Origin of the sequence: Alteribacillus iranensis, from assembly GCF_900113025.1 — a bacterium.
GTDB lineage: Bacteria > Bacillota > Bacilli > Bacillales > Marinococcaceae > Alteribacillus_A > Alteribacillus_A iranensis.
Map to the genome: position 1 here is coordinate 149,460 of NZ_FONT01000002.1, position 23,496 is coordinate 172,955.

General features: G+C 38.2%; 22 protein-coding genes. 1 reads left to right on the plus strand and 21 read right to left on the minus strand.

All coding sequences use genetic code 11. The features are described 5' to 3' along the window. Positions 1-528: 528 nt before the first annotated feature. From cas2 to BM095_RS04840, 10 genes are all read right to left on the minus strand, one after another. The gene (cas2, locus tag BM095_RS04800) at positions 529-792 is read right to left on the minus strand and encodes a CRISPR-associated endonuclease Cas2 (protein WP_091658275.1); all 264 of its coding nucleotides are present in this window, start codon (positions 790-792) and stop codon (positions 529-531) included. Between the two features lie 166 nt (positions 793-958). Continuing rightward, positions 959-1,330, minus strand: coding sequence for a CRISPR-associated endonuclease Cas1 (cas1, locus tag BM095_RS16825; protein ID WP_281243876.1), 372 nt, complete (start codon positions 1,328-1,330; stop codon positions 959-961). Next, positions 1,330-1,779 (minus strand): CRISPR-associated endonuclease Cas1, encoded by a 450-nt coding sequence (cas1, locus tag BM095_RS16830; RefSeq protein WP_281243863.1) that lies wholly within the window; start codon positions 1,777-1,779, stop codon positions 1,330-1,332. The genes cas1 (BM095_RS16825) and cas1 (BM095_RS16830) overlap by 1 nt, the downstream gene beginning before the upstream one ends. Beyond that, positions 1,776-2,288 (minus strand): CRISPR-associated protein Cas4, encoded by a 513-nt coding sequence (gene cas4 / locus BM095_RS04810; RefSeq protein ID WP_091658278.1) that lies wholly within the window; start codon positions 2,286-2,288, stop codon positions 1,776-1,778. Before cas4 ends, cas1 (BM095_RS16830) begins: the two co-directional genes overlap by 4 nt. A gap of 14 nt (positions 2,289-2,302) precedes the next feature. Beyond that, on the minus strand, positions 2,303-4,516 hold the full coding sequence (gene cas3, locus BM095_RS04815) for a CRISPR-associated helicase Cas3' (protein ID WP_177194694.1): 2,214 nt from the start codon (positions 4,514-4,516) through the stop codon (positions 2,303-2,305). A 55-nt stretch (positions 4,517-4,571) separates the two neighbouring features. After that, entirely contained in the window at positions 4,572-5,258 is a 687-nt protein-coding gene (cas5b, locus tag BM095_RS04820; RefSeq protein ID WP_091658283.1) for a type I-B CRISPR-associated protein Cas5b, read from the minus strand. Further along, the gene (gene cas7i, locus BM095_RS04825; RefSeq protein WP_091658285.1) at positions 5,255-6,148 is read right to left on the minus strand and encodes a type I-B CRISPR-associated protein Cas7/Cst2/DevR; all 894 of its coding nucleotides are present in this window, start codon (positions 6,146-6,148) and stop codon (positions 5,255-5,257) included. The genes cas5b and cas7i overlap by 4 nt, the downstream gene beginning before the upstream one ends. Beyond that, entirely contained in the window at positions 6,145-7,941 is a 1,797-nt protein-coding gene (cas8a1, locus tag BM095_RS04830) for a type I-B CRISPR-associated protein Cas8b1/Cst1 (protein ID WP_091658287.1), read from the minus strand. Before cas8a1 ends, cas7i begins: the two co-directional genes overlap by 4 nt. Before the next feature lie 15 nt (positions 7,942-7,956). Then, positions 7,957-8,682, minus strand: a complete 726-nt coding sequence (gene cas6 / locus BM095_RS04835) for a CRISPR-associated endoribonuclease Cas6 (RefSeq protein WP_091658288.1) — start codon at positions 8,680-8,682, stop codon at positions 7,957-7,959. 674 nt (positions 8,683-9,356) lie between these two features. Further along, positions 9,357-10,496 carry a M14 family zinc carboxypeptidase gene (locus tag BM095_RS04840; RefSeq protein WP_091658290.1) on the minus strand — a complete coding sequence of 380 codons (1,140 nt, stop codon included), beginning with the start codon at positions 10,494-10,496 and terminating at the stop codon, positions 9,357-9,359. A 290-nt stretch (positions 10,497-10,786) separates the two neighbouring features. Between BM095_RS04840 and BM095_RS04845 the strand changes: the two genes are divergently transcribed. Beyond that, positions 10,787-11,713, plus strand: a complete 927-nt coding sequence (locus BM095_RS04845; protein ID WP_091658292.1) for a ketopantoate reductase family protein — start codon at positions 10,787-10,789, stop codon at positions 11,711-11,713. 381 nt (positions 11,714-12,094) lie between these two features. Here the strand turns inward: BM095_RS04845 and BM095_RS04850 are convergent, their stop codons facing one another. The 11 genes from BM095_RS04850 to BM095_RS04900 all read right to left on the minus strand — a co-directional run bounded on the left by BM095_RS04850 (position 12,095) and on the right by BM095_RS04900 (position 23,362). Continuing rightward, positions 12,095-12,931 carry an alpha/beta fold hydrolase gene (locus tag BM095_RS04850; RefSeq protein WP_091658294.1) on the minus strand — a complete coding sequence of 279 codons (837 nt, stop codon included), beginning with the start codon at positions 12,929-12,931 and terminating at the stop codon, positions 12,095-12,097. Positions 12,932-13,015: 84 nt separating this feature from the next. Next, positions 13,016-13,255 carry a ferredoxin gene (locus BM095_RS04855; protein ID WP_091658296.1) on the minus strand — a complete coding sequence of 80 codons (240 nt, stop codon included), beginning with the start codon at positions 13,253-13,255 and terminating at the stop codon, positions 13,016-13,018. Between the two features lie 83 nt (positions 13,256-13,338). Further along, the gene (locus tag BM095_RS04860) at positions 13,339-15,228 is read right to left on the minus strand and encodes a TRAP transporter permease (protein WP_091658299.1); all 1,890 of its coding nucleotides are present in this window, start codon (positions 15,226-15,228) and stop codon (positions 13,339-13,341) included. Positions 15,229-15,488: 260 nt separating this feature from the next. Continuing rightward, positions 15,489-16,478 carry a TAXI family TRAP transporter solute-binding subunit gene (locus tag BM095_RS04865; RefSeq protein ID WP_177194695.1) on the minus strand — a complete coding sequence of 330 codons (990 nt, stop codon included), beginning with the start codon at positions 16,476-16,478 and terminating at the stop codon, positions 15,489-15,491. Between the two features lie 147 nt (positions 16,479-16,625). Beyond that, the gene (locus tag BM095_RS04870) at positions 16,626-17,441 is read right to left on the minus strand and encodes a sulfite exporter TauE/SafE family protein (RefSeq protein WP_091658305.1); all 816 of its coding nucleotides are present in this window, start codon (positions 17,439-17,441) and stop codon (positions 16,626-16,628) included. Positions 17,442-17,605: 164 nt separating this feature from the next. Further along, positions 17,606-18,586, minus strand: coding sequence for an NAD(P)H-dependent flavin oxidoreductase (locus BM095_RS04875; protein WP_091658308.1), 981 nt, complete (start codon positions 18,584-18,586; stop codon positions 17,606-17,608). 23 nt (positions 18,587-18,609) lie between these two features. Beyond that, positions 18,610-19,809: a CaiB/BaiF CoA transferase family protein gene (locus tag BM095_RS04880; protein ID WP_091658311.1), complete on the minus strand. Its 1,200-nt coding sequence runs from the start codon at positions 19,807-19,809 to the stop codon at positions 18,610-18,612. 138 nt (positions 19,810-19,947) lie between these two features. Beyond that, complete coding sequence (locus BM095_RS04885; RefSeq protein ID WP_091658314.1) at positions 19,948-20,946, minus strand: NAD(P)/FAD-dependent oxidoreductase; 999 nt, start codon at positions 20,944-20,946, stop codon at positions 19,948-19,950. 188 nt (positions 20,947-21,134) lie between these two features. After that, the gene (locus BM095_RS04890) at positions 21,135-21,881 is read right to left on the minus strand and encodes an IclR family transcriptional regulator (protein WP_177194696.1); all 747 of its coding nucleotides are present in this window, start codon (positions 21,879-21,881) and stop codon (positions 21,135-21,137) included. Positions 21,882-21,893: 12 nt separating this feature from the next. Beyond that, positions 21,894-22,247: a Rieske (2Fe-2S) protein gene (locus tag BM095_RS04895; RefSeq protein ID WP_091658323.1), complete on the minus strand. Its 354-nt coding sequence runs from the start codon at positions 22,245-22,247 to the stop codon at positions 21,894-21,896. 23 nt (positions 22,248-22,270) lie between these two features. Then, positions 22,271-23,362 (minus strand): amidohydrolase family protein, encoded by a 1,092-nt coding sequence (locus BM095_RS04900; protein WP_091658327.1) that lies wholly within the window; start codon positions 23,360-23,362, stop codon positions 22,271-22,273. Positions 23,363-23,496: the final 134 nt, after the last annotated feature.

The window sequence follows — 23,496 nt, forward strand, 5'->3', positions numbered from 1 at the left end:
TATAAGGCTTTATATCCCACTACGTTCAGTTAAAACGTTTGATTTGATGAGACATTGTTCCGTCTGCCCGCAACTTTATATCCCACTACGTTCAGTTAAAACAAGTTATTTTTTAGCGTTTCTTTTGATTTTCTCGTTGCTTTATATCCCACTACGTTCAGTTAAAACCGATTGATTTGTTTCTACGAGAAGACGTCCTTGTATACTTTATATCCCACTACGTTCAGTTAAAACTACCAAATTCATGTTCCAATATACCGAGCATAGCCGCTTTATATCCCACTACGTTCAGTTAAAACCCCCATAAATGGAACAACAGTAAGTTCCTTTAATGACGGGTATTTCAGAAGAATTCCGACCCTATAGGATTCAGTGATTTTGCAGTGAATCACCAGTCGTGTTTTCACGTGATAATTCATGTACTACTTTGATGCTTTTCTGGCAAGGGATTCAATCACATTCACCGAATTTAAGATTTACTGCAGGTCTTATATATTCACTTACTGACATTATATTCTAATTTTTTTGTTAAAGAAAGATATCAAATGGGCTTTTTTCGACTCCTATAATATCTTTTTTTATATTCCTTGGATTGGATACACGATATAAATATATAGAATCTTCTTCGACATTAATGATCTTGTGTAATTCAGCTAGACATTTATTAAGGGTACCAGTTGTTATTTCTCCTTCGAATACAGAATTTTGCGTCCAATCTAGATACTCCCTAAGTTTCTTGCATACTTTTCCAACCCGTTTTTGATTTACATCATAGGTAATCATCACAAACATCCTACCACCACGCTTTCAATGGTTTGTACACTTCATCGTTAATCACGTGTTTTATCAATTTATAACACTCCAAGCGTACGAGATATCGGTAGCTGGTATTCCTCTTTAACTTTCGATGTTTGATAGACCTGGCTAATGCTTCTTCCCATGCACGCAAAAATCGTTTCTATCCTTCTTCATTCAAATAGCACATCTTTTCCTCAAGCATGTCAAAGTGTTTTAAAGTAAGAGCTTTTCGGTTTACAAGAGAAAAAATCAGAGGATCCACGATCAAGGGTTTAAAAATCTCCGCTAAATCTAAGCTTAGAGAGAATCGTTTCGTAGAAGGTTCATGCAAGTAGCTGATTGTTGGATCGAGCTGTGTACGATAGATCTCTGACAGAACGCCACGGTACATCATGGAATTCCCAAAAGAAATGAGCGCGTTCAAAGGGTCATTCGGCGGTTGTTTACTCCTACCTTTGTAAGCGAAATCCTCAGGCAAAATAGCTGTAAAAGCGTCATAATAAGATTGGCGTATGCGTCCCTCCTTTCCCATTAGTTCCTGAATCGACCTGTATTCCTGCAAGGTACTCTCCTCTGTTCGATTTCACTGAGCTGTTTTTCTGTCTTTTCTTTATAGCGGCGTAAGTTACGCTTCATATGATGTATTCCTCCCTGCAGGAAGGAGACCGCCAGATACAACCTTTTATATTCATCTAAATAATGTTCACTCTGCTTCGTAATAGAATATCCCGATAGTTGTACTTCTCTTGGGTAAAAAGAGCCGGAATAAAAACCATAATAGTTGTACATGTGCACACAAATCCCATATTGGTTAAGATAATTCAGCACTTTATTGTTCATATCTATTTCGCCGAAAATATGAATGTTACGTATCTTTTCGACAGGAAGTGGTTTAGCACGTTCCCCTTTTGCTTCAAAGTAAATCGTGTTGTCCTTACGCTTCAGACGGCCATTGGAATATAAATAGTGATCCCTTTTCATTCCTCATCCTCCTCCATGGCATAGCAAAAAGAATAGTAGGCACAAGACTTACAATATGGCATCTTTATGACTTTAGGGGTTCTCTCTTCCTCAAGTACCCCGTGAGTTTCTGCGATTGCTCTTTTTATCTCTTTTCTGGTGTCATCGTCTAACATGACTTCTTCTGTTCTTTTCTCCTTCGTATAGCTTAACAGACCTTTCTTCCTAATCCCTCTATTCTCCAGTTGATAAAGATAGTAAAGCATTTGCAATCGGTCTGCGTTTTTCATTTTGCTCGAGATTTTAGTCTCCCGAATGTATTCCCCATCTATGGCGTCGATTCGAAACGCGTCATCCACAAGCCATTCTTTTTGCTGAAGACGAGGATAGGCTTGTTCGTGCAAAATACTTCCTTGAAGCACGCGATCTGATTCGTGTTCCATCGCTATTCCCTTGTCATATAACCAAAGTTTCCGCTTACACAGTGCATAATAATGCAGATGGATGCCACCAACGGATTTGGCTCTCATTTGTCCACTCCTCTCTAAAGAAAGCTTGCTAAATTCTCGTTCTTATTTAGAGTCAGTCCGAATCCCTTCTTCGTCTCTTGATCAAAATCGTACTCACATTCAATGAGATAAAAATCACCCAAACGAGTTGGCAGACCAGCTTGATGAACAAGATTTTGGTTTGTTGCTCTGTATTTGTTCACACTTATGGAATGCCTCTCCAGTTGCTTTCTCACTCGCCTTTTTCCCTGTTCATCTTCATTTTTATACTTTTCTATTAAATCCAGAATATCTTCATCATCCTCCGGTAGCACTTTTATATTTTGGATATTACGCAAATAATTTTGAGCTTCTTTTCCTGTCAGTTGGTAAGGTTCTATACTGTCAAAATAACTCACCGCCTCTTGAAATTCTCTCCAAAAAGCAGTTCCTTCTAATTTTCTTTCGTCATATAAGTCTTCAATAAGTTCCATTTTTGTTTTTTCTTCCAACTCTTCCTTCTGTCGTCCCTGTAGCAAATCAATGCTCCTATCTGTAATATCTTCCATATACACAGTTCCCTTACCAGAGACATCTTCCGTATAAACAAATATGTTAGGCTCCTGTTCAGTTAGTTCTCTTTTACGATAACAGCGTCCATAACGCTGGAATTGACTATCAAGGGGAGATATTTCCGAGTGGAGTTCATCAAAATCAATATCTAAACTAGCCTCCACGAGCTGAGTTGTCACCCATACCCCTGGCTCATCTTGTTGGACAAAATCCTGGATATGTTGTTCTAACGTCTGCCTGTCTTTTGCTTTGAACTGAGAATGAAGAAGGTATACCTGACTGGTGACTTGTTCAAGACTGAAATACATTTCTTTTGCACGATCTACTGTGTTACATATAACAAGGACTTTTTTCCTTTCTGCCTTTTCTGCAATAGTGTCTCTTTCATCCAGTATAGAAGAGGAAAGTAGACGGACACGATGACGAAGGGTGTTATCATAAAAGACCTTATATGTGACCGACTTTTTACTAATACGCTCGTTGTTCAATATATAATTCTTATAAATGCCGGGAAGCGTCGCGGTCATAATCATGAAACTTCCACCAATACGGTCAATCATCTCAAGAGACCGGATAAGCATTGCTGCTATTTTGGGATCATACGCCTGCAATTCATCAATAACTACTTTTGCTCCACACATTGTTGCAAGTTCTTTTTCAAATCCCAGATAATAAAAAGGGAATTTTAAGATTTGATCAATCGTTGTTAATGTAAGCCGCTTCGATAGCTGTCTTGTTTGTTCGTGCAGGGGTTCTGAATACTCCGTCTCCTGTTTCTCTTTGTAATGTTTTTCCATGATTTCCATGCTTGTGGAATGTAAAAGGCCGGTATGTTCAGAAGGAAAAGCAATATTTTGATCGTTAATGATACGGGAATACATCGCGTTTAAGCTCACACGTAATGGGAGTGTAAAAAATAATTTTCTGTTTCCTGCCCACAAAAGGGCTGCTTCCGTTTTTCCCATGCCTGTTTGGGCTACCGCCAGGACATGAGCTTCTCTCTGTTCTTCTGAGAAAACTTGTAAAGGACGCTTCGGCTTCTTCAACCTTTCCTTGAAAAATTGATTTGTGTATTCGCTTATTTCTTCCTGTATTCCTTCCTCAACAAGTATGCCTGCGGATGATGCATGGTCTAACCGATGCAAGAAACCTTTGAGTAATACATAATAGTAAAACAATGATTCATCTGCTGTTGGTTTCACTCTTCGTCGGAGCCATGTAACCGGCTTCGCTTTAATTTTATCTGGGAGTGATAGTTTCATTTGTGATTGGATTTCTTCTAAATACGGAGATAATTCTTGTTTTACGATATCCTTTACTAAGGAAGGGTCCAACTCTACATCTCTTTCATGGTGGTAACCGACCGCCTGTGCGGCAGCCTTCTTAAGTTCTTCTGAAAGATCCCATTCTGCCAGTGGCATGAGGGCGACAGAAATATAATTATGAGGGACGAACGTCTCTCGTTTCAGAGAAAACGGACGGCTTTTTCCAAGATGTTCATGTATTTTATTCTGAAACCTTAAGTCGAATTTCCCAATGTCATGATACTCTACGATTCTTGTGAGTAAATCCCAAAAGGCTTTATCTAATTTTTGCTCTTCCCTTAAATGTTCTTTCAAAATAACGAGATTTTCTAGTAGCTTATCTGTATGTTCTCTAATAGATTCTTCATTTTCTGACTTAGCATACCATTTCAATTCTATCCCACCTTTAGAAAAACCCCCGAAAGCAGCATGCCTCCGAGGTGTTTTATTATTGGTGAAAAAATACGAGATCTCCACACTCATCCATATAATGTTCTTCTTCGATGCTGTAATTGGCCTGTACATAACCAACGTCAATTTTTTCCCATTTTCTTATATTTTGGACGATATCATACTTCCAATTTAACCGGTATGGTACATAATTTTCGTCATCGAGAAGCGACACGGGAACATATGCAGGTAGCTTCGTCGTTCCTTCCTCCATTTCTTCTAATTCAACTACCCTGTAATCCTTTATTTGTACTAAATCTTCCCACCGGCCGAGACTAACCGCTTTCCCGGATTCTATGGCATGGATTATTGAATCAATTATTTCTTCATCAGCTTGAATATGAATCATTAATTCTACCTTATAGAGCTGGTGAGAATATAAAGGCATTTTCGTGATGTGTTGCTTATCCGGTACAGAAACACCGAGCCCATCATAAATAATTGGCAATTCACCGCTATCCAGCTTTTTAAAAAAATAATGAGATTGATAGTCAATTAGCAGCGAATCACATTTCCCTTGTACACTCAACCTCATAGGGACAAAGGTTTTAGCATCCATCAATGCATGCAACATACCTTTCACCGTCGAATAAGGAGGTAAAGGGTATGTTTCTCCAACTTTGAATGCTAGGGGTTTCTTATAACAGGCTGTTTCTTGGTATAAATCCAAACGCAAAGTCTTCATTCTAACTCACCGAGCGCCTCGGTTGCGTCACTTTTTAACCGTTCAAAAAATTCTTCAATAGAGACGACTTTTTCCCCAAACACATCATGAATATACTCTTCGTTGCTAAAAACACCGTTCAATAAACCGATCCTCGTTTCTTCTCCAACCTTGTTCCCTGCAAATGTTTGCTCACAGACCGAATGAATCGTCCCAATATCCATGTTCCATCCTTTTTCTTCTGTATCAAGACTCACTCTTCCTAGGAAAAATGGGTTGGCGACCTTATACACTCCACCTACTGCGAATAGCGGGGCAAGGTTTTCCTGACGACCGCGAATATTACGGTTCAAGATTTTCAAAATATCTAGTAATTGATGTAGACGACTCGTTTTTTCTTGCGTTGATAAATCTACTTCCCCATCTCTTCCTAGTCTAGTAAGATCGAGAGTTATGGTATAGGTGTATAAACTTTCATGCTGCTCAATATTAGCTAAGTTCGGATCTTCATCTATACGTGCTGCCAAACCCATATTGTTCAGGAACTCCATGTCACTATTGTAAGGCTCAAGCGAGATAGCATGGGAAAGACGTGCAACCGCTGGCCGTTTTTGTGATTTTTTAGATGTTTTTAAATAACCGAATAAGTCCATTTCCACGGAATCTTCAATCGTGACATCATCCTTAAATTGGACCGTTCCTTTACTTTTGTCTACCGTATTTAAATTCCAATCGAACAGTTCATTACCTAACCGGACAATGTCGTAACGCAAGCTCTGTCGCGACGCGAATGTTAATACATCTCCATTTGCCCGATGTATTTTTTTCAGCTCTGAAATATTTGAGATCCCTTCTCCATAGTTTAATGAATTCGCTTGAAAGACGACTGTCACTGTAATAGCTTTTTTCATTGCTCTTTCACTCCATTTTCTTGTTCAATATTGTCGTTACTTAGCAGCCCACTAATAAAAGCACTAGTTATCGTTTCAAAATCTGCGTCTCTCTCATGTAAGACATTAAGAAGTACGGTAGGGATTTCCATATCAGCTCCTAAATATAATCGGTAAACTGTATCAAGAAAGTTTTTTCGGTGCCCTGCCTTGGAAGCATTTAATAACCTGTACGCGATACCTCTTATACGTTTATCTCCGCCTGCAGTGTATACCCCCTTCATTGCTGCTTCGCGGGCTTTTTGTTCTCCAAGTAGATTTCTACGAAGACTTTGCCCTTGCTTGAAAGTATGATAGACAATTTTGCTATTCTCTTTCACATCAGCCACTCCTTTTTTCAGTAATTGAAACCTTCTCCTCTCTCGTACGGCCATTAAAATATTTATCCCATCTCGGTTACTGTTCACGACTTCTTTCATGTAACGAAATAAAATCTGTTTTGGATCTTTTCCATCAAGAATAGAACGAATGAAAGCTTCTCGGTATTCATAGCGATGAATCCATCGCAGGGTTTTGCCAGACTGCAGGAAAAATTCTGTGATGTATGCTGGCATGTGATAGTAATCTAATAATGTCTTTTTGGAATCATAATTGGAGTGGAATTCAATGAACATGTACTCTTGTTTTTTGTATTGTGCTTTAGATGTACTTTCCTGTAGTACATCTATAATAACTTCTTCAAATGGATTTTCATTTAAGCGGTGGCTTCGATAGTGGTTATTAGTTTGATAAACGTTGGCAAAATGGTCATTATAATAGAGAAACCCATAGAAATTCTCGTATTCAGACTGATTGCCAAATCCGATTTTTCGTTGATAAACAGAAGCTCCAATCGGGACCATAAATAGGATTAATCTCCCTAGAGCAGATAGTGGTACTGGTTGCTTTTTGTTTAGGTTCCAAGAGAAATTAAGCGATTTATCTAGTGAAGTACCCAATGGTGAAAAGATCATCTCTTCAAAATTCCCGGTACCGAGCTGGCCTTCGAGTAAAATACAGGGTGGTATATTTCCTTCCATATAAGTTTTCATTTGAGTGACAGTATCAAGCTTTTTTGCTACTTTCAGCCAATTTTTAAATGGCTTGTAATCATTGTGATCCTCCAAAAACTGGCGGAGCTTCTCCATGTCTGTTTCATTGTTCAATAACTCCAGCCACTTCGTCTCCAATATAGCGGGTCGAATATAATCTTTCTCCATAATTTCTTTTTGTTCAGAAATTGTTTTTGAATTATGGACTACGTTTAGAAAGCTTACTTGTCCGAAGAGTGGGGAGAGGATGACTGATTTAGCAAAATTTAGTGTTAACTTGTCATGGATGGCCTCTGTTCGCAATGTTTCAATGTAAATATCTTTCTTCTCTTCAAGCAACGGTAACTCTTCTTGTTTTTTAATTTTCTTAACTACCTCTAATGAGTTTTCCAGTTCTGCCGTGGCTTCTAAATCAGGAAAGTATTTTACTATTTTCTTAAGCTGGTCTGTCATTCGTTTCTGTACTTGCTTTTTTGCTTCCTTGAATGTATCGGTACTACTACCAATTCTTGACAAGGAACGAGCTGTAATCCTATTTTCACGTTCTGCAATGCTGTAATTGTTTAATAAATAGTTAAAATACCTGTCTGTTATATCTTCTAAGTGACTCATGTCAAACCTAATTCCTGTTGGGATCGCTTCCGCTTCTTCTGGGAATAAACGTTTTAACCCAACTAAACTCATAGTAAGGAGCCAGTCATCCGCATGTAGTTCAACTTTCAATTTCAGTTACACCCCCTATGTTTGTCGATAAACGTCAAGCAGTCCAAAATTTTGTGTTCTTCGTCTACCCAAGCCAACTCGGTACATCAATTTTAGGTCTTCTGGATGGCCATCTAGTTCAATCAGCCCTCGATAAGCAGTAAAATATAAAAAACCTTTTTTATTTTTCTCCCACTCTCGATTAGTAGACTTAATGACCGTCTTTTTCATATTGTGATTTTTCACGACAATGGACCGGTAAAGCGAGCGGTGGTGGAATTCCTGAGCCAACACATCGGCATAGTAGTTTAACTCTTCTTCGTAGCTTGTATGTTCTGGAGAAAGCGGATTACCTTTTTTGTCTTCTATAAGGAGGGGGGAAAGGGTTTTGAAGATGACTGACGGGGAAGAAATATTTTTTTCTTTCAACAGTTGGACATTTTCTTTTATCCAACATACTTCTTTGTATTGAAACTCCACTATCTGAATGAGGCCATTATGAAAGTGTAATAGAAACTCGTGATCAAGAGAGCTTACGGTTATGCTTAACTGCTTAAGAAATATTTTATCTTTTTTAAATGTAGGCTCATGAAAGAAAGTAGCAAAACAAAAAGGTTTTGTAACATTGTCTTTTCCGTACAGCTTGTTGAAATATGTGTTATCAGAACGTCTTAACGCCTCTTTAATAAGAGAAACTACACCCATTTGAAATCCGTAGTCTAAATATCCATCTGGAATGGTAAATGTCACTCGTAGTTTCACTGAACCTCCTCCTTTATTTAGGATCCTATTAGATTTTAATCCATATTTTTCTTTAAATGTAATGTAGTACACTTGTAGTATTTTGTCAATATTTTCTGAATTAATAAACTCCCTGCTAGTACAGAGAGTTTCCACTACGTTCAGTTAAAATTTTCGTATTGATTAAAAACTAATCTTTACATCCCACTACGTTCCATTAATATGTCTTATCGTTTTTTTACTCGCAATCACTTTTTAATGATAAATGAAAACCTCTCAATTAATTAACTACGAGCGAACAATTAAGTAGACATCGATGAGACTAGCAAAGGTAATCATCAAAAAAGCGCAATGGAAGATCGGCTATAACGGTATCGTCCTGAGACAACGCCGACCTGGCTTGCACAGGATGTGCTGGCTTTTGTGTTATACACAAGAGGTGTATGTTTTTAGCAAAAGATCCATCATCCTTTGGATCTCCGAATGCACCCTTGAGTTACCAACAATTGTACTGTAAGTATATCATTTTAGAACTTCAATAACTGTATATTTTGGTACATAATTTTACCATGTCATATGATGATTTGGTCAATTCACTGATCAATCCGTACGATAGAAAAGACCACAGGTACGCGAACACCTATGGTCTTTCCACATTTGAGTCCCTGCCACGACGAGTCGCAAAATACCAGCTATTAAAACCCTTCGTTATCGATAGGAATAATACCATCGTCGGTTTGGTATCCTTTAATAGGAGAAATAGGAATCTCATCCCAGCGCTCGGCATCGACATCTTTTACTTCCTCCGTAGCGATGCCGTACAACAGACTTTCAAGCCCACGCACATTTTGACGGATGAGCTTACCTCTGGATTTTTGTCCCAAATTTCCATCTCTGGTATTGCCGGAGGTTTCAAAGAAAACAGCCGGGTTGCTGTGTCCGTCTGCATTCATACCATCGTAATTAAGACCCAGCATCATCGCGGAAACGACACCTCCTTTAATGTCAATGACGTAGTCTCCACCACCTACAGTGTAGCGATCAATGTTAATATTTCCATAATCATTTAAAGCATCATATACATACACTTGCATTTGACGAGTTAGTTCATCATAAGCACCGTCTTCTATGGATGGTAGAGTTGGACCGCCTGGCGCAAGAGAAATACCTAACGACAATGTGACTGCTTTATTTGTGCCGTATTGCGTTTTCAAACCTTGGTGGTGAATATCAATCGCATAATCAGGCTTTACATCGGTCCAGAACGAATAATAAGCAAGAGATTCGGAGGCTGCAAATCCATCCTCTGCCCAATCTCGATTTAAATCAATTCTCCTATCTTCTGATTCTTCCAGCAGCGTATGACGAATGTTTTTTTCGCTTCCATCCGGATTATACATCGGGATAAAATAAAAAGTAATTTCTTCCCTTAACGTTTCATAAGTAGGTGATCCATTTGAAACTAGTTTTTTCATAACTTCTAAAATACTTTCTGTTCCATATGGTTCATTCCCGTGTATACGGCCTTGAACCCATACTTTTTCATCCCCTTCCCCAATTTTGGCAACATAAAGATCCCTGCCTGCTTCACTTTTCCCAGGCTCGTATCCAAACTCGTCCAATGTCATGATCTCCAGGCTGCCTTTGCTACGTTTTTCTAGTTTGTTCAGCTCCTTTATCATCTCATCGTATGTAATAATACTTGAAATATTTGTGTTTCCTTCCGTAGATGGACCTCCTGGGACTCGGTCTGCTTCCGCGAAAGCCGTCCCGCCAAATATAGACACAATCAAACTGACAATCATTGCTACATATAAGGCTTTTTTCTTACTCATTCCATCCCTCCTGTTAATATTTAGTAAATTAGATAGAAGCCGTTATATAAATTCATTAAAACATTTATTTCAGAATATTTAAATATATTTTTAATAAAACCATCCTTTTATCCTTGTATTTTTGGAGCTAGACTTGTAATTTGTGGTATATAGTCATGGGACAAAGTTATATGACCATCGTTCGTTTTTAATTGATTACGGTTTAGTTCGACAATAAACAGAATCGACATACTTTTCCGTGTTACGATGAAAGGAACCTAAACAATCGTACATAAGGAGGCTGCTTTTTTATGAATATCTTAGTTCATGGTGCTGGGGCGTTGGGAGCTTATTTTGGCGGGAGACTAGCAGAGGTTGGAGAGAATGTCTCCTTTTTCGTCCGTGACAAGCGGGCGGCCCAGCTACGGAAAGAAGGGCTTCACATCCATAGCCCGGAAGGAAACATGGAAATAAAGGATCCTGTCTTGTTCACCTCGCCAGATGATATAACCGACATAGACCTTATTATTCTTGCGGTGAAAGGCTATCATTTGGATGGCGTATTGCCGCAACTCAAACAAATCCAGCAAAACACCGGTGCGTTTGTCCTTCCACTTTTGAACGGAATGGAACATATGCCGAGGCTGCAGGAAGCGGTGGGAGCTGAAAATGTGCTTGGTGGGTTTGTGGCTATTATTGCCACATTGAATGAAAAAGGACATGTCGAACACACGAATGCGAAGGGCTCTTTAAAATTTGGGCCAATCCATGAGAAGCAGCGGGGCATTTGCCGAGAACTCGCTGATATTGGACATCGGGCGAATACGACGATTAAACAGGTGGACGATATCACGAAAGAAATGTGGAGCAAATATATTTACATCACTGCTTTCTCAGGAGTAACTGCCACTACTCGCCTCCCTCATCGATTTACGCTCAATAACGAAGCCACTTTTGCTGTCTCGAAGAATATGATCAAAGAAATGGCAATGCTTGCTGAAAAAGATGGCACGCCTTATACGGAGGAAGAGATCCAGGAAATTCAAGATAGATTGAGGAAAACACCGATGGATGCCACGTCTTCCATGCATCAAGATTTAAGGAAAGGACTTCCGATCGAGGTCGAGCACTTGCACGGCGGCGCCCTCCGTTATGCGAAAAAATATAACGTCTCCGTTCCCGTAGTGGAAACGGTGTATGGATTATTGAAGCCATATGAAAACGGGGCACCTGAGTAGAAGGTAACCCATACGAAAAAGTTCTCCCCTGCGTTATTGCCATGAGTGAATTTGCGTCGCAGGGTGAGAACGATTTCAAACTGTCTTTGCTGTTGTATAAAAGAAAGAACTAGGTACAAACTATCGGGAACGTCGATCCCATAAAGAGTAATTATAGTCTTTTAAGACGCGTTAGATAGAGATTGTTAATTGACATCTTTCAATCAGAAGTACGAAAAGTGTTAAGTTATTCCTTCGGAGTTGTTGATCGCTTTTTCTTCATATAAAAAATTTATTAGTTTATTATGCGACAATTGACAAATTAAGCCATTAACCTAGTAAAAATTTGGAAGATGTTGAGTTGTGCTTACATTTCGCTCTTAAAAGTGAGTTCATATTATCTTACGGGCTTAAAAACGAGCGGATACGTTGATAGAAATCGTCAGGTTGTCTATTGAATACAAGTTCGTAATGATTGATTCGTGTTTTAATTGTGTGTAAGTCAGAACTGGAGTGCTGAATTCTATGATACATTTCCTCTGTAAATAATGAGCGTTTATCTCCAATACTCCCTGTGGCAATAACAAGAAGTATTGAGCAAGACAAGGAAGCACTAGTTTCCATGGGATTGAAAGAATAAAAGCTTTCGATGTCCTTTTTTAAAGCGGAAACATTTGATTTGTGCTGCCAGTTACCGTTTTGTGCCTTTTGAATGTCATATCGGGAAATAGAATGGATAGTTTCATCCCATTCAATATTAAAATTCTTGTACAAACGGCGTGTTTCATCAACGTACATGTCTGTAGAGGAATATTCTTTTGCTATTCTGTTTAACGATTGAAGCATTAATTCTCTAGAAACTTCATCTGCATCTCCAGCGCCATCTAGTAGGATAAGCGAAGAGACCCTGGGTAAATTAGCCGCAGCAAGAGCGCATATATAAGCTCCCATCGAATACCCCATTAAAATTGGGTTTTCAACATCTAGTTCTTCGATGAGTTCAATTAAATCAGTTGCGTGAGAAAATATAGAAGTATTAGGCGAAGCCGGGTCACTGTTGCCGCGTCCTCGTAGGTCATAACTAATAAAGCGGTAATCCCCGCCAAATACCTCTTTATAATAGTGAAGTTGCTTGTGTGTTCCAGTCAGTCCATGGGCAGCAATAATGGTTCCTTGAACCCCGTGTATATCCTCAACATACAATGAGTTACCTGATTTTGTTTTTACATAGGAGCCCATATAATCAACCTTTCTAGTATTGGGAATACGAAGATGTTAGTGAACAACCCATAAAAAATTCTAATTTGAAATGAAAATATTATTTTATTTATTCAATACCTTAAAAGGCTTATTGCTCATTTTTATGGAATCGCTTGGACAGCCTTCATAGGCGTCTTCCACACCCTCTAGAAGTTCTTCTGGAATTTCCTCGATCCCATTGTTACTATCTAAGACAACATAGGAACGACCCTCTTCATCATACTCAAAGACCTCAGGGGCAGATTCCCCACAAGCTCCGCAAGCTATGCAAGTTTCCTGATCAACCATAGTATATTTTGCCACTCCATACATACCTCCATAAATTATCATTTGATACCTTTAAAATAAATTTACACGTTGGTGAACAATGATTGCCTAAACTCTGACTAGGCAGGGATTTTTGCTTCCAGGGAACTTACCTTTCTTTTGTTGTTAATTAGTATAGCTACTCCAAGTACTATTCCAATTATAGAGGTTATGACTTCTGGACTTATTAACATAATAGAAGCGACAATTAAAATGACTTGCTCCATGCGTCCTAGGGTTGTCAAAAAATACTTTTGAAGCCCTATTGCTAAAAATACAATCCCTGTTCCAGTGAAGAATACAACCCGTGCAATATCAATAAAATTACCTACCAGCATCAATTCTTGATTATAGATAAACATAAACGGCAAGATGAAGCCTGCAACAGCCAATCGTGTTGCCGTCCAACTAGTTTTAGATATATTCGCCTTGGCTAACCCTGAAGCGGCAAAAGATGCTAACGCAACGGGAGGAGTGATATTCGACATATTACCGAAGTAAAAGATGAACAAGTGAGCCGCAATTGGATGAAATCCTGCATCAATTAGTACAGGGGCAATCAAAATAGCCAAAACTAAATAAGCCCCAACAGTTGGCATTCCCATACCTAAAATAATACTCGTAACGGCCGTAAGAATGAGTAACAATAACAGACTTCCTCCAGCAAGGTCTATCAGAATGTGTGACAACTTCATCCCCAACCCAGTTAAAGCAAATACACCTACGACTATGCCAGCACAAGCACATGCTAATGCTACTTGTAGTACACTCATAGAGGCACTTCGTAGAGAATCAAATATCAACCTAATATTTAGTCGAGTGCTTTTCCGTAAAAAACTCACCAAAACAGTAAGCCCCACTGCAATTAAAGCCGCTCTTGCAGGTGAATAATGTAAAAAAACTAAAAGATAAACCAAGATAATCAGGGGTATGATCATATGACCGTAGTCCAATAACACACTTTTCAGAGGAGGAAGTTCAGATTTACTAATCTTGCTCAAATCTAGCCGTTTAGCCTCTAGATGTACTACGATAAACAGCGTGAAGTAATATAATATGGCTGGCACAATTGCCGCAATAATAACCTCTACGTAAGAAATGCCTAGCATTTCCGCCATAATAAATGCTGCTGCCCCCATTATAGGCGGCATAAACTGACCACCTGTAGAAGAAACCGCTTCCACTGCCCCTGAAAAGTGTGGCTTGTATCCAGTTCTTTTCATTAAAGGAATGGTTACTGCCCCGGTACCGGCGACGTTTGCTACAGCACTTCCCGAAATACTACCAAAGAGTGAACTTGCCGCGACGGAAACTTTTGCAGGGCCTCCTTTCATCCACCCAAATAAACTGTTAGCTAACTGAATTACTAAATTACTACCTCCTGCTCTTTCATAAAAGGAGGAAAAAATTAAAAAAAAGATAACTAGAGTTGCAGATGCCTGTAATGGTGAGCCAAAAATACCGTCTTCCGTGAGATAGACATGACCTATAATTCGATCTAAACTATATCCGCCGTGTTGAAAAGGCCCAGGAACATGTCTTCCAAATACTGCATACAAGATAAACACTGAGGCAATTATCGGTAAACTCCAACCGATAACTTTTTTGGTTCCGTATAAAACAGCGAATATGGTAACACCACCGGCAACTAGGTCAAGTGTATTTAAATTTCCCGCTCTCCAAACAATAGACTCAAAATTAATCAGCAAGTACAGCATACTACAGGTAATCATAATCAAAACAATTAAATCAACAAACTGTGTGACTATTCCAACAATTGTCTTTTTACCGTTTTGATAAAACAATAAGACTATTATTATCGCAAACATTAAATGGACCACCTGTTGTATAATCCCGGCTTGGGGACTTAAGCCAAAGTACAAGCTTGTGAGAGCAAAAATGGTTGCAATAATAAAAGCTGCTTTTTGCATCATCGATGCACTTTTAAAACTAGTAACATCCTGTTTCATTATTTCCCTCCTGACTCCCCTTGAATGGGAAGGTTTGAAAAGATTAAATTTCTCTATTGATCCGATCACGCCTCAGCATTATTAAATGATAGGGCGGGAAAGGAAAGCGTTAAACACTTGACCCTTCCGCGCAATATCCCATTAATTTTATTTACTAGGTAATAGAATTCTTCAGAGTTCGAATCATTAAATTAACGGTGCATCTGCCGACAATATTCCAAATATTCATAACATTCACCTAATTAGGTATAATAAGGTAATTACTTATTGAGTGTAACCCCCTGTTCTTCAAAGAATTTCTCAGCCCCTGGATGAAATGGCAGCAATACCACTCCGTTCTCTACATAGGTTTCCATCATTTCGATAGTAAAATCAGAAGCTAAATTGTGCCCTTTTTCCCATTCATCATGATTTTCTACCAGTAATGTATTTAATAGATTGTAAATGTCATCTTCTGATGCACTTTCATCTGCTATTACCAATGACCCTACATTAATACCAGGGATAGGTTGATTTTGACCTTCATAAGTCTCCGCAGGAAGTTCTCCTCCTGACCAGTACTGATTATTTTCGACTACTGTGTCAATTTCATTCTGATTTAATGGTATAAATCTAACATCTTCCACGGTACTTAATTCTGTAGCCGCAGTAAACGGGACTCCAGATAGAGCCATCATGACATCAACCGTTCCTTCTTGTAACGCAGTTGCAGCCTCTGAGTGAGCTAGATTTATAGTTTCGGCTGGCTCAACTCCTAATGAACTAAGAACCTCATTTCCCACAATATCTGTGGCACTACCAGGAGCTCCAATAGATACGGTCTTTCCATTAATATCTTCCATTTCATGAATATCTGAGTCAGCTCTTACAATTATATATTCGTACATCATATTTCCTGCCATTACTACTCTTAAATCAGGGTTAGCATTATCAAATTCTCTACCGCCTTCGTACGCAAAGTAGGCAGTATCAGGTGATGCAAACCCAAGATCGGCTGATTGATTTGTCACAAGTTTCATATTCTCTATACTTCCACCAGTGGCTTGAACGTCTAAATTTAAATCAGAGTTAAGCGCCGCTCCTGCAGCTGACATAATTGCGTACCAAGCACCCCCAGTTCCACCAGTCCCAATTGATAGAAAGGTTTCCTCACTTTCACCTCCAGATGCTTCTCCTCCTCCACTCGATCCACAAGCCACTAATGCAAAAACCAAACATAAACTAAATAACGCCGATAGGAACTTTTTCATTTTATTTTCCTCCTCACTGATATATTTCATCGCTTAATACGCGAATAAAGGTACCCCAAACATATGATAGAAAGCATTTTGAGATCAGTAAATTTAATATTGTAAAAATTAGTTACATTGATTTGGTTTTGCGATTGAATGCTCATTTCAAAAACTCATACCACTGAAAAATAATGATGATCCACTTATTGTTAAGACAGTCAGTATTATAAGACGAAAGTGTTTTACCGAAATAAATTTTTGGATCCAATTTCCACCGGCCACACCTATTATTCCCAAAATAACAATCCCAATTAGAAGGGCTATACTCGAAAGATCAATAAGTTGCGCTTGTCCGTAAAATAAACCTTTAACTAAGTCATTGACTGCCATTAGCGCAACTAAAGTGGCAACAAATGATTTATTAGAGAGATTCAAACGTAGTAAAAACATGCTAAAAATTAAACCACCGGAATGAATCAGACTACTCATAACACCTCCACAAAAGCCAATGATGATAGCGACAGCATAAAATACCCATCCTTTTTTTTTACTCTTTTCGTTTTCGCTATTTGATTTTCTTGTTTTAAAATACTCATTTATAACAAATAAGAGAGCTAAAGCCCCTACGGTTATACGCAAAACATTATTTGTAATAGCTACTAACAGTAATACCCCTAACCAAGAACCTAAAATACTGGATGGTAATAAGATTTTTAACATCGTAGTATTCCATTTCTTCCAGTTAGGCACCAGAGAAAATAAAGTTGTGGTAAGCATGACAGGATACAATAAAACAACTACTTGATCAGGAGGCAAAAATATGGATAGTACAGTGACTGGGAGGATCCCACTGCCTAGACCCACACTCCCTTTAATTACACCGGTAAGCAAAGCCCCTGTTAATAGTAATAGAATCTCCAGAATCATCCCCCCTGCAATATTAAAAGACTCACCTCCCAATAAGGGATTTCCAGTAGGCATGAACCCTGGTAAATTCTTTATTTTGAAGGTGCTCAAAAATTGTTGAAATTATATCTGTACAGTAGTTTTGTTTCTGGGTCTATGCTTTATGGATTAACTCGATTTTGATATCTCAAATATCCTTAAATGTAAATCTCTTGCATAAACTTTCAGTCAAAAACTTGTTAAACAAAATTCTTATTCTCGCCTTTTATTTTGACTCCAATATTACTATTGATGCTTATAGCCTCTTCTACTATATTTGAAATTAGCTCTTTGCAACTCGGAATATCATGAATTAATCCTATAGCTTGTCCAGCCCAAGAATAGGCATTATCAACATCCCCTTCGTAAATCGCTTTTTTATTGGTAGTTGAATTTAAGTATTCTTTTAACTCTTCAAAACTAGCCCCTTTAGATTCCTTTTCTAAAATTTCCTTTGTTGCTCTGTTTTTTATAGCCCTTCCCGGCTGTCCCAATGATCGTTTAATAACTACGGTGTCCATTTCTGACAAATTCACCAGAGCCTTCTTATAATTTTTGCTCACAATTGACTCTTTGGTGGCTATAAATCTTGTACCCATTTCAATGCCCTCTGCCCCTAGAGACATAGCTGCTAAAAATCCTCTACCATCAGCAATGCCTCCACTTGCAAGAACAGGAATACTGACAGATTCAGTTATTCTTGGTAACAGAACCATCGTGCCAATGTTCTCCCTTCCAATATGTCCCCCTCCTTCTTGTCCTACGGCAATGATAGCGTCTGCACCGAGCTCTTCAGCTTTCTGAGCTTGTCTTACAGTGGCTGTTAAGATCAGAGTTTTTATTTCAGTTTCTCTCACTTCTTCAATTAAGGGGGTGGGATTCCCACCTGTAATACTAATAATTGGTACATTTTCCTCGATGGCAACTTTCAAGTGTTCCTTATAAGGTCTTCTACCCATCCCAATTGCAAAATTTACTCCAAAGGGTTTAGATGTTAATTCTCTGATTTTAGAAATTTCATCTCTTAATAACTCAGGAGTCTCTAATGACATAGCTGTTATCTGTCCTAAACCACCAGCGTTAGAAACAGCCGCAGCTAGCCTAGCATAAGCTATATGGGCCATACCTCCCTGGACAATTGGATACTCTATACCAAAGAGTTCAGTTATGCGAGTGTTCATCTGGAAGAGCCCTCCTAATTAACCTATAGAATATTTTTTTCTCTTAATTCATCATATTCCGCCTCGTTTATACCCAACATATCTTTCAAAATTTCAGTGTGTTCTCCTAGAGTTGGAGAGGGTTCAAAAGAACTCCTTTCAATTGCAGAGAATTTAATAGGGTTACCCGGGTATATTAGTTTCCCTGCAATTTGATCCTCTACTTCTACAAGCATGTCTCTGTGTTTAAGATGCGGACAATTTAATAAATCTGAGATGTCTTGTACGGGGCCAGCTGCTATTCCTTCAAGTACCAACTCTTCGGCTGCCTCGAACTTAGTTTTATTACTAGCCCATGTTTCAATCATTGGTCTGATTAAATTTTCAGCTTGCTTTGCCCGTTTGACTCCTGTGTCTAAACTTTCAATATACTCTGGGTGGCCCATTTTCTCGCATATCTTCCTCCATTCCTTATTCGAATAACAGTCTACGACGAAATAACCATCTATTGCCTTGTAGGCAGAATGTGGAGCGATATAGTCCTCTTTACCCCTTTTAGGTAATATGTTAGTAAACTGATAATTAAACATATTCCTTTCACTCAACAGGGACATTACGTCATACATAGAAAGATCAATTTTCTGACCTTTATCCGTTTGTCCCCGATAAATGAGTGCCTGTAATATCGCGAATGCAGCCATCATTCCAGGAATCATATCGCCGATTGGTAAAGGAACATCCATTGGTGGTCCTTCTTCATCCCCTGTTACACTCATAATCCCCCCCATAGATTGAGCGATCATATTATAAGCGGGCCGCTCCCAATAAGGGCTATCTTCCGCTTGTTGGCCAAATCCGCTTATTGAAGCTAAAATTAATTTTGGGTTTTCTTTTTTCAACACGTCATAACCAATACCCATTTTATCCAAAACTCCAGGTCTAAAGTTTTCGATAACTATGTCACTTTCTTTTATCATATCTAAAAATATTTTTCGTCCTCGTTCATCTTTCAAATTAATTGTTATTGATTTTTTATTACGATTCATTCTCGTAAAACATGCTGCAGTTCGTTCACCATTCCCATTTTCTTTAAATGGACCAATTTTCCTTCCATACTCACCTCCTCTGGGGTTTTCAATTTTTATTACTTCTGCGCCTGCATCAGCTAAAAGCATTGAACAAAAAGGACCTGCTACGACATGTGAGAGATCCAGGACTCTTACTCCAGTTAAAGGAAGTCCCATATTTTATTCCTCCATTCCTAAGAGGAAGCGTTATAAAAAATAAATTTGCCATGAAGTTAGTGATAGGAGAAAGTTAAACTAATATTTATAATAGCTTCCTAGAATAATAAACATTCTTCTCTCTAAATCATTTCATCCTTATGAAAAAATGGATGTACTATGACGTGGCTGTACTTTCTCTTCAGGATTTATAAAGTTTTTTGCATTATTAACAGCCGTAGGTGCTTCACCAAAACCAGTTGCAATCAATTTAACCTTGCCATTATAAGTACAAATATCCCCAGCTGCATAAACTCCCGGAATATTTGTCTCCATTTTTGTATTCACGACAATCGAGTTCCTTTCAATTTCTAACCCCCAGTCCACAATTGGCCCCAAGGAAGATATGAAACCATAGTTTACAATCACATCATCAACCTTGATTGTTTCTATATTATTTTTGTCCTTACTATGACGAAGTACTAACTCATGAATAAATTCACCATCTCCCCTAAAACTTTCCGGAACGTATGGGGTTTTTATATCAATGTTACTGTCTAGAAGTTGTTTGACACTGTGTTCATGGGCGCGAAATTTATCACGGCGATGAACTAAGGTAACTTTTTTTGCCAATGATTCTAGCATAAGAGCCCAGTCTACTGCTGAATCACCACCACCACAGACAAGAACATTTTTATTTCGGAATTGTTCTAGGTCATTAATAAAATAATGTAAGTTTTTCCCTTCATATTGATCCACATTATCAATTTTTAGTTTCCGAGGTCTGAAAGCACCGTTTCCTGCTGTAAGTACGACAGTCTTTGTTAAATGGACACCTTTATTTGTTGTCAGTTTAATAGTTTTGTTATCTGTGCGGACTAGTGTTTCCACAAATTGATTAAGGCATATAGTAGGTTCAAAATAATTAGTTTGCTTCACAAGCTGTTCAACCAGATCTTGTGCTCTTACCTTTGGAAAACCAGCAACATCATAAATATATTTTTCCGGATAAAGTGTGGCTAGCTGACCACCTAACTCTGGTAAACTATCAATTATTTTCACTTTCATCTGACGTAGGCCTGCATAAAATGCTGTAAATAAACCTGTGGGGCCCCCACCAATAATAGTTATGTCATAAATCACTTTGTCACTTTGCAGCAGAAAAACCTCCCCAATAATCGAACATACATTTGATTATTCAAAAATATCATCTACAATTGATGAAAACTTTATTTGTTCAGTATATCCCCCACTCTCCTATGAAAATCTTATTATTCTAGAAAGTATTAAAAAATCATTTTCGTTACTAGTTAAATACCTGCGAGTAACATCATTAAGTCATAAATTTAATGTTTTAGCGTAAGAGTTAACCCCTTTGTTATGTTCATTGCTGTCTGTTTAATTTCTTCAATAAATGAACCTAGCATTTTATTATCTATACGACTTGACAAACCATAAATACTGACTACTGCTGCCAAATTGTCTTCTTTATCATATATTGGTGCAGCAATCCCTGTGCCCCCTAATTCAATTTCATTAACACTTGTTGCATATTGATTTAACTTTGCTTCCCTAATTTCTTGAACAAACTTATCTTTGTCTTTATCTTCGGAAAAATTTTCCAACACCTGCTGAAAAAGCTCATCAGATTCACAAGTGAGAAAAACTTTACTTGCTGCTCCTCGGTGGAGGGGATAAGCGTTTCCGATGACTGGAGACCACCTAAGATCAAGATTGCTCTCTACTTTCGCTACAACTATACGATAATCTAATATACGGACATACAATGCTATTGTTTCATTTGTTAAGTCTCTTAACCTTGTCATATGAGGGAGAGCAGTGTTTATCAAGTTATTATGTTCAGCTGTTTTATTAGCTATCTGGAGCATTCCTAAACTGGGCTGGTATTTTTGATTACTATTATCATAGTTAACGATCCCATTATCCTCTAATGTTAAGAGCATTCTATGACAAGTACTTTTGTTAACCTCTAACATCCTGCTTAATTCTCTAACACCCATGCCTTCATTAGTCTCGCTTAGTATTTTTAAAGCTCTAATAGTAGTTTCAACAATTTTAATGTGATCGGCCAAGTTATTCACCTACTAAAGATTAATTACGATATTTTCGTCTTCAACTTGTACATCATAGGTTTTTATCCTAGTTTTATCACTCGGATATAGTGGACATCCTGTTTTTACATTAAATTCGAACCCATGCCAGGGACATCGAATTACTTCATTTATTTTATCGTATTGAATTACACCTACCTCCTGCGAAACTGTAGTACCTCCCACTCTACCTTCACTTAACTCCGCCCCCTGATGTGGACACGAATTTTTTATGGCGTGGTATTCATTATCTCCAGTACAAACTACTACAATAGATTTTTTACCTACTGAAACTGCTTTTTTTTCACCTGGAAGGAGCTCATTTTTTTTGCAAATGGTATATTTCATCAAAAACACCTCTTCTCATATTGTTATAGTCCATAAACTTCCTTGGCATTTTCAAATAATATTTTACGTTTCAACTCTTTGGATAAGGTTGTGGGTAGTGATCTTGTCGGTGAATCAAAATCCCAATGAGGATAATCGGTTGCAAATAACAAAGTCTTTTCATTTCCAATCATTTCAATTACTTGTTTCATTTCCTTGGGATCCGCATCTTCAATAGGCTGAGTAGCAAAATGAAAATGCTCCTTAATATATTCACTAGGCATCCTTTTCACCCAAGGTACTTCTTGTCTCAGAGACTTATAGTTATAATCTAACCTCCACATTAAAGCAGGTAACCATACAAAACCTCCCTCAAGCATTATTACTTTTAAACTTGGAAATTTCTCAAATACGCCATTCGTTATTAAACTTACAACTTGAGACATGAAAGCCTGGGGTAATAAAGTATGCCAGTCGATAAAAAATCGTGGGTATCCATTATCTAAAGCTGTGGTAGTGTGGGTGCTTTGATGCATTGCGATAAGTAGTCCATTACGTTCTACCGCTTCAAAAATCGGATGGTAAAATGGGTCTCCATAAGAAAATGAGGCAATAGGCAGTAATACTTGAACCATTTGAGGGTGTGACGCGAGCCTATCAATTTCTCTTGCTGCCGAGTGAGGGTCTTGTGCAGCAACGTGGATAGATCCTTTAAATCGTGAATCTTTATCCAACCAATTCTCAATTTGCCAGTCATTGTAGGCAGACGCCAGTGCTGTAGCAAATTCATATTGGGCTTTCATAGTAGATGGATAAAATAAACCAGTTAATATTGCATGCTCGACATCATATTTATCTAATAATTGTTCTTTCATTAGCTTATAATCGGAGCCCGCGGGCCTACCATCCCCAGGCTTTGCGTCCATTTTCTCAACCCCTCCTGGTAAGTGTTGTACATATGGTAACTGTCTGGTACCATTCCAACCACATTCCGTCAACCATCTCTTCCAGGGTTGTTCTAAATAAGGAGCTAAATCATGATGATGAGGTAACATTTCATGCACGTCCACATCGATAATAGGTTGTCTAATTGACAGCGAGTTTTTCTCGATTACTTGTGTTTGTTTAGTACTCATAATGTAAAACCTCCTTATAATATTCTTTAAACTTTGTAAGAGGGACACTGTCCCTAAAAAAGATTATATTAGTTTTTTACCCAATAATCAACACAATTTTTAAAATTATATAAAAATTAAATAAAATACATTTT

Coding starts and splice junctions, on each gene's coding strand:
- cas2 (WP_091658275.1), bottom strand. CDS start 792: ATGTTTGTGATGATTACCTATGATGTAAATCAAAAACGGGTTGGAAAA.
- cas1 (WP_281243876.1), bottom strand. CDS start 1,330: ATGGGAAAGGAGGGACGCATACGCCAATCTTATTATGACGCTTTTACA.
- cas1 (WP_281243863.1), bottom strand. CDS start 1,779: ATGAAAAGGGATCACTATTTATATTCCAATGGCCGTCTGAAGCGTAAG.
- cas4 (WP_091658278.1), bottom strand. CDS start 2,288: ATGAGAGCCAAATCCGTTGGTGGCATCCATCTGCATTATTATGCACTG.
- cas5b (WP_091658283.1), bottom strand. CDS start 5,258: ATGAAGACTTTGCGTTTGGATTTATACCAAGAAACAGCCTGTTATAAG.
- cas7i (WP_091658285.1), bottom strand. CDS start 6,148: ATGAAAAAAGCTATTACAGTGACAGTCGTCTTTCAAGCGAATTCATTA.
- BM095_RS04840 (WP_091658290.1), bottom strand. CDS start 10,496: ATGAGTAAGAAAAAAGCCTTATATGTAGCAATGATTGTCAGTTTGATT.
- BM095_RS04845 (WP_091658292.1), top strand. CDS start 10,787: ATGAATATCTTAGTTCATGGTGCTGGGGCGTTGGGAGCTTATTTTGGC.
- BM095_RS04850 (WP_091658294.1), bottom strand. CDS start 12,931: ATGGGCTCCTATGTAAAAACAAAATCAGGTAACTCATTGTATGTTGAG.
- BM095_RS04860 (WP_091658299.1), bottom strand. CDS start 15,228: ATGAAACAGGATGTTACTAGTTTTAAAAGTGCATCGATGATGCAAAAA.
- BM095_RS04865 (WP_177194695.1), bottom strand. CDS start 16,478: ATGAAAAAGTTCCTATCGGCGTTATTTAGTTTATGTTTGGTTTTTGCA.
- BM095_RS04870 (WP_091658305.1), bottom strand. CDS start 17,441: ATGCCTACTGGAAATCCCTTATTGGGAGGTGAGTCTTTTAATATTGCA.
- BM095_RS04875 (WP_091658308.1), bottom strand. CDS start 18,586: ATGAACACTCGCATAACTGAACTCTTTGGTATAGAGTATCCAATTGTC.
- BM095_RS04880 (WP_091658311.1), bottom strand. CDS start 19,809: ATGGGACTTCCTTTAACTGGAGTAAGAGTCCTGGATCTCTCACATGTC.
- BM095_RS04895 (WP_091658323.1), bottom strand. CDS start 22,247: ATGAAATATACCATTTGCAAAAAAAATGAGCTCCTTCCAGGTGAAAAA.
- BM095_RS04900 (WP_091658327.1), bottom strand. CDS start 23,362: ATGAGTACTAAACAAACACAAGTAATCGAGAAAAACTCGCTGTCAATT.